Below are 12,807 nucleotides of genomic sequence, written 5' to 3'. Positions count from 1 at the left end.
AACTCTTGAACATCTCACGCCTCTACCTACGTCAAACCTAGTTAACACGTAGTCTGATTCCTCTTTATTTGTAGGACTTCTCCTTGATTGCCGCTGACGCCCTGTCAGTTCATGCGAGCGTTCATTCATCTGAGCTAAGGTTCGCCCTTTATTTGCGCTCGTATGGGATTTGATTATGAACTCCGTTTTTATTGTCGACGATCACCCGGTCATCCGCCTCGCCGTTCGAATGCTGCTGGAGCATGAAGGTTATAAAGTCGTCGGAGAAACCGATAATGGTGTCGATGCCATGCAGATGGTTCGCGAATGCATGCCCGACCTGATTATCCTCGACATCAGCATTCCCAAGCTCGACGGCCTGGAGGTCCTGGCCCGCTTCAACTCCATGAGTTCGCCGTTCAAGACGCTGGTGCTCACCGCACAATGCCCGACCCTGTTCGGCATTCGCTGCATGCAGTCAGGTGCGTCGGGGTATGTGTGCAAACAGGAAGACCTGAGTGAACTGGTCAGTGCAATCAAAGCTGTACTGTCCGGTTACAACTACTTTCCCAGCCAGGCTTTGAATCCTGTTCGTCACGATGATGTGCGCTATGTAGAACTTGAACTTTTCAAATCCGTCAATGACCGGGAACTGATGGTCCTGCAACTGTTTGCCCAAGGGCGCACCAACAAGGAAATTGCCAAAGGCATGTTTCTCAGCAATAAAACCGTCAGCACTTATAAAAAACGCCTGATGCAAAAACTGAAAGCCAAGTCCCTTGTAGAACTTATCGAAATGGCCAAACGTAACGCACTCGTGTGAGAGCCAACATGCCCAGTCGCTTAAAGAATTTTCTGATTGCATTGAGTGCATGCCTGAGTCTCAGCGCGTCTGTCACAGTTGCATCGCCCAGTTTTCAGGACTTTGCCCTGCTCGCGCGCTCGACCGACAGATCGATACCGGTCTTGTTCGAGCCATCGCAAGTGTCGTGGCTGCACGCTCGCAATGAGTTGATTCTGGGAGCCTCTGCTCCCGACTATCCGCCCTTTGACATGACCACAAGCGGTCACGACTTCGAGGGGTTCACGGCGGATTACGCCGGACTGATTGGCCAGGCGACCGGCCTGCCGGTCAAGGTCAGGCGCTTCGCCTCGCGAGAAGCCGCGATCCGGGCATTGATCGACGGCAGCATCGACATCCTGGGTACGTCAAACGGTTTCGAAGCGGAGAACCCTGACATCGTGTTGTCACGACCCTATGCCGTCGACCAGCCGGTGCTGGTGACCCGCGAAGGCGAAACCCGCTCGCTGACCGAAGGCCTGGCCGGTCTGCGGCTGAGCATGCTCTATCACTATCTGCCGCTGGATGAGGTCAAGGCGATGTATCCCAAAGCCCTCATCACGTCCTATCCGTCCTACCAGAACGCAATCAACGCGGTCGCATTCGATCAGGCGGACGTGTTTCTCGGCGACACCATCTCCACCCATTACATGATCAGCAAGGGTTACCTGAACAACATCCGCATGGCCAACTTCGGCAAGCACGAGGCCCACGGTTTCAGCTTCGCCGTGCATCGCAACAACGCGCAGTTGGCCAATATCATCGACACCGTACTCAAGGCTGTCCCCGGCAGCGAGCGCGAAAACATCGCCAAACGCTGGAGCGTCGGCAGCGACACACTGCTCACCGACCAGAAGCTGCAACTCACCCGACGCGAAGAACAATGGCTGAAAAAGCATCCGGTGGTGAGTGTGGTCGTCAACGAGGCCTTCGCTCCGCTGACGTTCTTCGACAGTGATGGCAACTTTCGCGGCATCAGTGCCGACCTGCTCGAACTCATTCGCCTGCGCACCGGTCTGCGTTTCGAGATACGCCGCAGCCGCAGCGATGCAGAGATGATCAAGCAGATTGAAAATCACCAGGCCGACCTGATCGCCGCCCTGCTGCCCACCACCCAACGCGAAGAAACCCTGACCTTCAGCCGTCCCTACCTGGAAAACTCCTACGTGCTGTTGACCCGAAAAGCGGCCGACAGCCCGACGCACTTGGGCCAGCTCAAGCGCAAACGGCTGGCGATCGCCCAAGGCAATCCGATGATCGAATACCTGCGCACCGAATTTCCACGTATTCAGCTGATCGAAACGCCGGACACCTTCAGCGCCGTGGCTCTGCTCGACGAAGGTCAGGTCGAGGGCGCCGTGAACTCGCTGGTCATCGCCAACTACTTCATTACCTCCCGCATCTTCGAACAGCCACTGCAGATCACCACCACCATCGGCACACGTCAGGCGGCTTTCTCGCTGGCAACCGCCCGGGACAACACGGAACTGGGCTCGATCATCGACAAGACGCTGATGAGCATCACCCCCGAAGAACTGGGCATCATCAATGGTCGCTGGCGGGGTTACTCGAGCGTTTCGCAAGGCACTTGGCGTCAATACCAGCGTTTTTTCTATCAAGTGATCGGCGGCGCCTGCCTTCTGTTGCTGCTGTCACTGTTCTGGAATGCCTACATGCGCCGCCAGATCAAACAGCGCAAGGCGGCCGAACGGGCCTTGAACGACCAACTGGAGTTCATGGGTTCACTGGTCAACGGCACACCCCACCCCATCTATGTGCGTGACCGCGAGGGCGTGCTGCAAAGCTGCAATGACAGTTATCTCCAGGCGTTCAATGCCCGGCGCGAAGACGTCATTGGCAAAAGCGTGATGCAGGGTGCATTGAACAATGCTTTCGAGGCTCTGACGTATCAGGCCGACTATCAGCGGGTAGTGGCCGAGGGCAAACCGCTGGTCCTCGACCGGCCCTTGCAGATCGGCAACCGGCACCTGACGATCTATCACTGGATCCTGCCGTACCGGGACTCCAGCGGTGAGGTCCAGGGAATCATCGGCGGCTGGATCGACATCAGTGAGCGCCGCGAGCTGCTCGATGAACTTCGCGCGGCCAAGGAACGGGCAGACGATGCCAACCGGGCCAAGAGTACATTTCTGGCGACCATGAGCCACGAGATCCGCACCCCGATGAACGCCGTGATCGGCATGCTCGAGTTGACGCTCAAGCGCATGGATCAGGCTCATCCGGATCGCTCGGGCATCGAAACGGCCTACCACTCCGCCAAGGACTTGCTGGGCCTTATCGGCGACATCCTGGACATTGCCCGCATCGAATCCGGACGGCTGAGCCTGAACCCCGAGCGAATCAACCTGATCGATACCGTCGGCTCGGTGGTCAGAATCTTCGAAGGTCTCGCCCGGCAGAAACAGCTCTCACTGACCGTGTCCGTCTCGCCCGCTGAACTGAATGTCGATGTGCACCTCGACCCGCTGCGCTTCAAGCAGGTGCTGTCGAACCTGATCAGCAATGCCATCAAGTTCACCGAAGCAGGACACATCAGAATCACGCTGGACGTTCTACCCACGGATGACCCCGAACGCTCGGTGATGCAGTTGACCGTACAGGACAGCGGCATCGGGATCACGACGCAGGATCAGTCGCGCCTGTTCGAACCCTTCGCCCAGGCCGGCAACGGCGGGCAGCGAACCGTCGGTGGTGCGGGACTGGGGCTGGTCATCAGCCGCAACCTGTGCGAGATGATGGGTGGAAAACTGCGGTTGAGCAGCCTCCCCGGAATCGGCACTCAGGTCACTGTTTCTCTGCCGGTGGCGATCCTGCCTGCGCAAGTGGCGAGAGCTGAAGAGGAACCGCAGATTCAGGCCCCCCTCATTCCGTTGACGGTTCTGGTGGTCGATGACCACCCGGCCAACCGACTGCTGATGTGCCAACAGCTTGAATACCTCGGTCATCGTTTCTGTATCGCCGAAGATGGTTTGCGCGGGCTGGAACAATGGAAAAATGGCGAATTCGATCTGGTCATCGCCGATTGCAACATGCCCGTCATGAACGGTTACGAGCTGACCCGGGCAATTCGTCAGCACGAAAAACTCACCCGTCGTCCGGCCTGCACGGTGCTGGGGTTCACCGCCAATGCCCAGCCGGAGGAGATCCTGCGCTGCAAACAGGCCGGCATGAACGAGTGTCTGTTCAAACCCCTGAGCCTGAACAGCCTGAGCCAATGGGTCGACAGTATTCAGCCGCTGTTCCGTGCGCCGGTGTTCAATCTGCAAGGGCTCACGCTGCTGACCGGTGGCAACCCGTCCCAGACTCACCGCTTGCTGGCAGAACTGCTCAACAGCAGTCGTCTTGACCGCCAGGAATTGCAGGCCCTGTCCCTCACCCGGGATCCTCCCGCGCTGGCCGTCATCGCCCACAAGATCAAGGGCGCCGCGCGCATTGCCCAGGCTTCGCGCCTGATCGACAGCTGCGACGCGCTTGAGCTGGCGTGCCTGCAAGCACAGCCGGGGGATGAGATCGAGCGTCGCTGCCAGGCCAGCCGTCTCGCCATCCTGGAACTGGAGCAGGCACTGGAACAGCAACTGAACCGGATCAGCGAGAGCAAAGTGACCGGGGCTTAACTATGCTTGGACGCTGAGCAGTGTGCTTACCTACACGGAGAGTCCGCAATGCCCAGCCCACTGCGCCCGGAACAACGCCGGTTTCCGCTGCATGTGCACATCAGCGTCATGTTCACCTTTCTGCTGTTGCTCACCGGGGTGGTGCTGGGTCTGTTCAACTATCGACAGACCACACAGATCATCCTGTCGAGCAGCGAAAAACTGTTCAACCGCATCGAGCAGGATGTGCGCCTTGATCTGCAGGCCACTTATGCACCGATCCGGCACCTGCTGAGCCTGCTGGCGGACACCCCCGCCGCCCGCTCTTCCGGCCTCGAACAGCGTCTGGCGCTGCTAAAGCCGTTCAGCCAGTCACTGACGGACAACCCGGATCTGGCCTCGCTGTACCTGGGTTATGGCAACGGCGATTTTTTCATGGTCCGTCCTTTGCGCACGCCGGCGCTGAAAACCCTGCTCAAGGCACCCGACGCCGCGGCATTTCAGGTCTGGAGCATCGAACATGACGCCAGCGGTCAGGCGCATTCGCAGTCGCTGTTCTTCGACCAGGTACTGTCTCCGGTCGGCCGGCAGGACAACCCCGACGATCCTTATGATCCCCGCAGCCGGGCGTGGTACATCAACGCGCGGCAACAGACCGAACAGATCACCACCGAACCCTACGTCTTTTTCTCCACCCACAACGTCGGCACGACACTGGCCCGGCGCAGCGGTGAAGACGCCGTGATCGGTGCCGACCTGACCCTCGACGCCCTCTCCGCAACCCTGATCAAACACGTGGTGACACCGGCCACGGAAATCGTCCTGTTCGACGCCGAAGGCAACGCCGTGGCCTACCCCGACAGCAGCCGGCTGATCGTCGATGACCGTACGGCGCGTCTGGCCAAGGCTGCCGACTTGAGCCCCGCCCTTGGCGCCTTGTTGTCCGGCCATCAGGGCAATCGGCTCAAGGCCGATGGCCGACTATGGATCGTCGCCCGCAGCCAGTTGCAGGAAGGCGGGCCGAAAGGTTTGCAGATGGCGTTGCTGGTGCCGGAGGACGAGTTGCTGGTCGACGCCTATCGCATGCGCTGGCAAGGCGCGCTGATCACCTTGGCCACCCTGCTGTTGTGCCTGCCGCTCGGGTGGCTGATCTCGCGAATACTGGTCAAGCCGCTGCATGCGCTGGTCAAGGAGGCCGATGCGATTCGCAGTTTCGATTTCAATTTTCCCGTGACCCGTCGATCACCGGTGCTGGAGGTCGACCAGTTGAGTCTGTCGATGGCCCGCATGAAAGACACGCTGGCCAGTTTCTTCCGGATCACCGACAGCCTGACCGCCGAAACCCGCTTCGCCCCGTTGCTGCAACGAGTCCTCTTCGAGACCGTGCAGATCGCCCAGGCCCAGGCAGGCCTGATTTATCTGCGCGAAAACGATGGCAATCGCATGGAGCCCTACGGGCTGGTGGTCGACGGCGCGTCCCAAGCCCTGGCCGCGTTCGATATTCAGGGGCGCAACCTTGACGCCACTGAGAGCCCCGAATGGTTTCGGGAACTGGCGAACGCCAACACGGTGGTGAGCAATCTGGGTTTCGAACAGGCCACCGATCTGCAGAAAGTGCTCTTGGCCATGGAGTCGCCGAGGGTGCATCTGATCGGTATCCGCCTGCATAACCGGCACAACGAGACCGTCGGCCTGCTGGTACTGCTGATCAATGACAGCGGCACGGCGAGTGATCTGGAAAAGCTGCGGCCCGACCGCATTGCCTTCCTGCAAGCGGTGTCCGGGGCAGCGGCGGTGAGTATCGAAAGCCAGCGCCTGCAAGCCCGGCAGAAGCAACTGCTGGATGCGTTCATTCAACTGCTGGCCGGCGCCATCGATGCCAAGAGTCCTTATACCGGCGGGCATTGCCAGCGCGTGCCGGAGCTGACCCTGATGCTCGCCCATGCCGCCGCAACCAGTGAGGCGCCGGCCTTCAGCGATTACCAGCCGAACGAAGACGAATGGGAGGCCCTGCACATCGCCGCCTGGCTGCACGATTGCGGCAAGGTCACGACCCCGGAATACGTGGTCGACAAAGCCACCAAACTGGAAACCCTGAACGATCGCCTGCACGAAATCCGCACCCGCTTCGAAGTGCTCAAGCGCGATGCCTGGGTCAGCTACTGGCAAGCCCTGGCCATGGGCGGCGAAGAACGGCAACTGGCCGAGCTGCGCGACGCAACCCTGACAGCACTGGATGATGATTTTGCATTCGTCGCCCACTGCAATCTGGGCAGTGAAGCGATGGCCGAGGCGGACCTGCAACGCCTGCAAGGCATTGCGCAACGCCCATGGACGCGTACGCTGGATGATCGGCTGGGCCTGTCATGGGAAGAGAACCGGCGTCAGTCACGCACCCCGGCACCGGCCTTGCCGGTCACCGAACCGTTGCTGGCAGACAAGCCCGAACATCTGCTGGAACGCGCCGAAGGCGAGCTCATCCCAGAGGACAATCCGTGGGGCTTCAAGCTCGACGTCCCGCCGTACAAATACAATCGCGGCGAGCTGTACAACCTGAGCATCCCCCGGGGCACGCTGACCCGCGAAGAACGCTACATCATCAACCACCACATGGTGCAGACGATTCTGATGCTCAGCCACCTGCCCTTCCCCGGGCATCTGAACAGCGTGGCGGAAATCGCCGGCGGGCATCACGAAAAGATGGACGGCACCGGTTATCCCAAGCGCCTGAAGCGCGAAGACATGAGCCTGCCGGCGCGCATGATGGCGATTGCCGATATTTTCGAAGCCCTGACCGCCGCCGACCGCCCGTACAAAAAGGCCAAGTCCCTCAGTGAAGCGCTGGGGATCATGGCCACCATGTGCCGCGAGGCGCACATCGATGCCGAGCTGTTCGGGCTGTTCATCCGCGATGGCGTGTATCTGCAGTACGCCACGCGGTTTCTCGACCCACGGCAGATCGATGCCGTGGACCCGGCGGCCGTGCTGCTCAAGGCAGGCCTGGCGGCGTGATCAGCAGTCGGTCAGACGCAGGAAGATCGACGCCAGTTGTTCGATCCCGGCCTGATCGTCGGCACCGAAACGCGCGAGCTTCGGGCTGTCGAGGTCGAGCACGCCGATCAGGCGACCATCCTTGACCAACGGCACGACCAGCTCGCTGTTCGACGCGCTGTCGCAGGCGATGTGACCGGGGAACGCGTGAACGTCTTCGACCCGTTGCGTCTGCAGGCTGGCAGCCGCCGCGCCACACACGCCACGGCCGAACGGAATGCGTACGCAAGCAATCTGGCCCTGGAACGGGCCGAGCACCAGCTCTTCGTTGCGATTGAGGTAAAAACCGGCCCAGTTCAGGTCATCGAGCTGGTTGAACAGGAACGCCGAAAACTGCGCGGCGTTGGCGATGAAATCGCGCTCGTCCGCCAGCAGCGATTCCAGTTGCGCGGCCAACATGCCATAGCCTTCGAGGCCCTGGCCGCTCTGTTGCAAATCAATCATGCCTTGTGCTCCAACAATTTCAGTCCCACCCAGTAACGGGCGAATTGGTACGCGCAACGTCCGTTGCGGTTGCCACGGCCGGTTGCCCAGCGCACGGCGAGAATGTCCAGTTGTTCGTCGCGCTCCCAGCTCAGGCCGGCCTTGGCGGCCAACTGGCCGATCCAGTGTTCGACGACGTTGAGGAAATGCTCCTGGGTAAACGGATAGAACGACAGCCACAGGCCGAAGCGATCCGAGAGCGCGATCTTGTCTTCAACCGCCTCGCTCGGATGCAGTTCACCATCGACGCGCTTCCAGTTTTCGTTGTCGCTTTCCTTTTCCGGCACCAGATGGCGACGGTTGGAAGTGGCGTACAGCAACACATTGTCCGGCGCCTGTTCGAGCGAGCCGTCCAGCACGCTTTTCAATACGCGGTAGTCGCCTTCACCGGATTCGAACGACAGGTCGTCGCAGAACAGCACAAAGCGCTGCGGCAGCTTGGCGATCTGCTCCACCACCCGTGGCAGGTCCGCCAGGTGATCGCGCTCGATTTCGATCAGGCGCAAACCGGCCTTGGCATGCTCTGCCAGCAGCGCACGCACCAGTGACGATTTACCGGTACCGCGCGAACCCCACAGCAGCGCATGGTTGGCCGGCATGCCATCGAGGAATTGCTGAGTGTTGCGGCCCAGTTGCTCCAGCTGCCGGTCGACGCCGATCAGGTCCGACAGGCGCATGTCGAGGCTGACTTCCAGCGGCAGCAGATAACCGCTGCGACCGTCACGCTGCCAGCGTGCGGCGAGGCAGGTGCCCCAGTCGATGACCGGGCGTGGAGCCGGCAGCAGTGGTTCGATTCGCGCCAGAACCGACTCGGCGCGTTCAAGAAAAGCATTCAATCGGGAATCCACGTCTTCTCCTCGGGCTCGTTCACAGTGATGATGGCGGTACAGCGACGACAGACAGCGTTCGAAACCTGTCCCGCGCCTTGTTACAAGGCGCTTCGGGAACCCCGGAATCCGTGCATGATCGACTATGCTTGAGCAGCGAAGGGAAACGGAAGTGGTTCAACACCCCATGGATATCAAATTCACCCACCGGCTGTCGTACAAACAGGCCCGGCTTACCGTGCTGGTCGGGTTCATTCTGGGCACGCTGCTCAGCCTGCTGCAAATCGGCATCGATTATGCCAGTGAAGACGCGTCCATCAACCGTGAAATCCTGTCTTTGCTGGAAATCAGCCATAACCCGGCCTCACGCATCGCCTACAACATCGATGCCGAACTGGCGCAGGAGCTGACCCTGGGCCTGCTGCGCTCGCCGGCGATCATTTCCGCACAACTGACCGACAACAATCAGACGGTACTGGCCAACGTCAAACGGCCGGAGCTGCAAAGCGGTTACCGGATGATCAGCGACTTCCTGTTCGGCGCCAAACGCCAGTTCGAAGACCGCCTCTACCTCGATCACTTGCCCAACGAATCCCTCGGCACCCTGCGCCTGGAAGTCGACACCTACGCGTTCGGCAGCCGTTTCCTGCGCCGGGCCGAGGTCACGTTGCTCAACGGTTTCGCCCGCAGCCTGATTCTCACCGGGATCCTGCTCGCGCTGTTCTACGTGATGCTGACCAAACCGCTGGTGCGGGTGATCCGTGAACTCAGCGGCCGCGACCCGCGCAGTGCCGAGCCGACCACTCTGGAATGTCCGGGCGGGCACGCCAACGACGAGATCGGCGTGCTGGTCAAGGTCGCCAACCAGCAGTTCGAAAACATCGCCACAGAAATCCAGCAGCGGCGCAACGCGGAAAACCGCCTCACCGACTACCTCGCACAACTCGAAGACATCGTGTCGGCGCGTACCGCCGAGCTCAAGGCGATCAACGCGCGGCTCAGCCAGTCCAACCAGGAACTGGAAGTGGCCCGCAGTACCGCACTGGACATGGCCGAAGCGCGTTCGGCCTTTCTCGCCAACATGAGCCACGAGATCCGCACCCCGCTCAACGGCCTGCTGGGGATGATCGCCCTGTCGCTCGACGGCCCGCTCAACGCCGAACAGCAGCAACAACTGTCGATAGCCCACGACTCGGGCAAAGTGCTGGTAGAGCTGCTCAACGATATTCTCGACCTGTCGAAATTCGATGCCGGGCAACTGGAACTCGAACACATTCCGTTCGATCTCGGCTCGCTGATCGAAGACACCGCCAACCTGCTGTCGCAGAACGCAGCGCCGAGCGTTGAACTGACTTGCCTGATCGATCCGTACTTCCCGGCGCTGGTGCTCGGCGATCCGACCCGGGTCAGGCAGATCGTCAGCAACCTTCTGTCCAATGCGCTGAAATTCACCCGTTTCGGTCGGGTCGATGTGCGCTTGTCCACCTGGAAGGACGGCGTCCGGATCGAAGTCTGCGACACCGGCATCGGCATTGCCCAGGAAGCGCAGGTGAAGATTTTCCAGCCGTTCACCCAGGCGGGTGCCGGCATCACCCGCCAGTACGGCGGCACCGGGTTGGGCCTGGCATTGACCTACAACCTGTGCGAAGCCATGCAAGGGCGTCTGACCATCAGTTCCGAAGTGGGTTTTGGCAGTCAGTTCTGCGCCGAATTGCCACTGCCCTGCCACACCCGCGCGGTGATTCCGCCACCGTTGCACGGCAAAGTGCTGGCGATCACCAACGCGGTCAGCGGGCTGGCGGAACTGCTGGAAAGCCTGCTGCCGGTCTGGGGGCTGACCTACGAACAACGAACCCTCGACGACCCGCCGCTCGGCCTGTCCCCAGACGTCATCATCACTGACTGTCCCGAATGCCTGTTCGGTCTGCGTCCGGCGATGACGGCACCGATTCTGCTGGTGACTGCTTACGGCAGTTTCATGCCGGGTGAAGAAGCCACCGCCCTCGCCCCGTTGCAACAGCAGGCCCGACCGCTGGCTCGTAACGCGCTGTATCAGAATCTGCGCCGGACGCTGTTGCCGGATCTCACCACCATCGACCGCGCACGCCTCGAAAGCGTGCCGTCGCAGCGGCGCGGTCGGGTGCTGTTGGTAGAGGACAACCCGGTCAACCAGTTGGTGGCCAAGGGCATGTTGGGCAAACTCGGCTGCGACGTTGTAGTCGCCGCCCATGGCGTGGAAGCGCTGGATCAGCTGGAACACGACGAGTTCGATCTGGTGCTGATGGACTGCAACATGCCGGTGATGGACGGCTACGAAGCCAGCCGCCAGATCCGCCAGAGCGGACGTTGGCCGCATCTGCCGATTGTCGCCCTGACCGCCAACGCCATGTCCGAGGAGCGCGAACGTTGCCGGGCGGCGGGCATGAGCGACTACCTGGCCAAGCCGTTCCGTCGTGAAGAGCTGGCGGCGCTGCTGGACCAGTGGATTCCGACTACGACAGTGCTTTGATCTGCCCCAGCAGGTGATCGAGACCGTCGCGCAAGTCATTGAGCCGGTCCAGATCCACCCCGCTGTCGCACAACAGCCGCACCTTCAACGGCCCAACCTGTTCGCGCAGCGCCAGCCCTTGTGGCGTGAGGCTCAGATGAACCTCACGCTCGTCACGGGCCGAGCGCTGACGCTGGACCAGTTGCAGTTGCTCCAGACGCTTGAGCAACGGCGTCAGCGTGCCGGAATCCAGCGCCAGACGTTCACCCAGCGCCTTGACCGTCGGTTGGTCCGGCGCGGTTTGCTGCCATTCCCACAACACCAGCATCGCCAGGTATTGCGGATAGGTCAGGCCAAGCTGATCGAGCATCGGTTTGTAGGCACGGATCACCGCCCGCGATGCGGCATACAACTTGAAGCACAGCTGACTGTCGAGCTTCAGCGAATCGGCGGACAGGCTGTTCATTTGAGCAGGGCTTCGATCTCGCGGCTCAGATCCTGCGGCTTGGTGGCCGGGGCGAAGCGCTTGACCAACTGGCCGTCCTTGCCGATCAGGAACTTGGTGAAATTCCACTTGATGCCCTGGGAGCCCAGCACGCCTGGCGCGCGTTTCTTCAACTGCACGAACAGCGGATGGGCGCCGTTACCGTTGACTTCGATCTTCTTGAACAGCGGGAAGCTGACACCGTAGTTCAGCTCGCAGAACTCGCTGATCGCGCCCTCGTTGCCCGGCTCCTGCTTGCCGAACTGATTGCAGGGGAAGCCCAGCACCACCAGGCCCTGATCCTTGTAGGTCTGCCACAGTTGCTCAAGGCCTTTGTACTGCGGTGTGAAACCGCATTTGCTGGCGGTATTGACCACCAGCACAGCTTTGCCGGCGAAATCGGCGAGGGTCTTTTGCTCGCCTTTGATGGTGGTGCACGGAATGTTCAGCAGGTTATCGCTCATGGTGCGCACTCTTGAAAAATGGGTAGACGGCAAAAATAGCGAGCAATTGAATTGTGTGCAATTTAATTATTCGAAAGGCGACCCGTGGATCGCCCGTATCGGTTACTCGCGCGGCACCAGGTCCAGGCACACCGAGTTGATGCAGTAACGCAGGCCGGTCGGCGGCGGACCGTCAGGGAATACGTGGCCCAGGTGCGCATCGCACTTGGCGCATTTCACTTCGGTGCGGATCATGCCGTGGCTGGTGTCACGGATTTCGGTCATGGCGCTCTCGCCGATCGGCGCGTAGAAGCTTGGCCAGCCGCAACCGGAATCGAATTTGGTCTTGGAATCGAACAACGGCTCGCTGCAGCAGACGCAGTGATAGATACCGTCAGTCTTGGTAGCGTTGTATTTACCGGAGAACGGTCGCTCGGTAGCACTGAGACGGCACACGTTGTATTGCTCGGGGTCGAGCATCGCCCGCCATTCTTCCAGGGTCTTTTCAATCTTTTCCATCATCACACCTCAGCGGCTGAAAAAGCCCGATCTGTACCTTTTCCACGGATCGGGCGGCACGTATGATTGCGCCTCGTC

Annotated in this window: 9 protein-coding genes; 4 read left to right on the top strand and 5 right to left on the bottom strand. The window is 60.6% G+C overall.

Features of this window, described 5'->3' with window-relative positions:
• Positions 1-175 precede the first annotated feature (175 nt).
• From PMI24_RS16235 to PMI24_RS16225, 3 genes are read left to right on the top strand one after another with little or no spacing between them, the layout of a single operon-like run.
• Complete coding sequence (locus PMI24_RS16235; RefSeq protein WP_007955724.1) at positions 176-802, top strand: response regulator transcription factor; 627 nt, start codon at positions 176-178, stop codon at positions 800-802.
• Between the two features lie 8 nt (positions 803-810).
• A complete protein-coding gene (locus PMI24_RS16230) occupies positions 811-4,455 on the top strand; it encodes a transporter substrate-binding domain-containing protein (protein WP_007955723.1) in 3,645 nt (1,214 codons plus the stop codon).
• A gap of 48 nt (positions 4,456-4,503) precedes the next feature.
• Positions 4,504-7,446, top strand: a complete 2,943-nt coding sequence (locus PMI24_RS16225) for an HD domain-containing phosphohydrolase (protein WP_007955720.1) — start codon at positions 4,504-4,506, stop codon at positions 7,444-7,446.
• Here the strand turns inward: PMI24_RS16225 and PMI24_RS16220 are convergent, their stop codons facing one another.
• Positions 7,447-7,929, bottom strand: a complete 483-nt coding sequence (locus PMI24_RS16220; RefSeq protein WP_007955717.1) for a GAF domain-containing protein — start codon at positions 7,927-7,929, stop codon at positions 7,447-7,449.
• The gene (locus PMI24_RS16215; RefSeq protein WP_007955716.1) at positions 7,926-8,816 is read right to left on the bottom strand and encodes an ATP-binding protein; all 891 of its coding nucleotides are present in this window, start codon (positions 8,814-8,816) and stop codon (positions 7,926-7,928) included. Before PMI24_RS16215 ends, PMI24_RS16220 begins: the two co-directional genes overlap by 4 nt.
• A 124-nt stretch (positions 8,817-8,940) precedes the next feature.
• Here PMI24_RS16215 and PMI24_RS16210 point away from each other — a divergent pair, with 124 nt between their 5' ends.
• Positions 8,941-11,304, top strand: coding sequence for a response regulator (locus tag PMI24_RS16210; RefSeq protein WP_443200798.1), 2,364 nt, complete (start codon positions 8,941-8,943; stop codon positions 11,302-11,304).
• Here the strand turns inward: PMI24_RS16210 and PMI24_RS16205 are convergent.
• The 3 genes from PMI24_RS16205 to msrB all read right to left on the bottom strand — a co-directional run bounded on the left by PMI24_RS16205 (position 11,288) and on the right by msrB (position 12,729).
• Entirely contained in the window at positions 11,288-11,749 is a 462-nt protein-coding gene (locus tag PMI24_RS16205; RefSeq protein ID WP_007955714.1) for a MarR family winged helix-turn-helix transcriptional regulator, read from the bottom strand. The genes PMI24_RS16210 and PMI24_RS16205 overlap by 17 nt on opposite strands.
• Positions 11,746-12,231 carry a glutathione peroxidase gene (locus tag PMI24_RS16200; RefSeq protein WP_007955713.1) on the bottom strand — a complete coding sequence of 162 codons (486 nt, stop codon included), beginning with the start codon at positions 12,229-12,231 and terminating at the stop codon, positions 11,746-11,748. The genes PMI24_RS16205 and PMI24_RS16200 overlap by 4 nt, the downstream gene beginning before the upstream one ends.
• Before the next feature lie 102 nt (positions 12,232-12,333).
• A complete protein-coding gene (gene msrB, locus PMI24_RS16195; RefSeq protein WP_007955712.1) occupies positions 12,334-12,729 on the bottom strand; it encodes a peptide-methionine (R)-S-oxide reductase MsrB in 396 nt (131 codons plus the stop codon).
• Positions 12,730-12,807 lie beyond the last annotated feature (78 nt).

Source organism: Pseudomonas sp. GM25, assembly GCF_000282255.1.
Lineage (GTDB): Bacteria > Pseudomonadota > Gammaproteobacteria > Pseudomonadales > Pseudomonadaceae > Aquipseudomonas > Aquipseudomonas aphyarum.
Note: the sequence above shows the minus strand (reverse complement) of the source record. Positions and strands in the feature narration are given on the sequence as shown.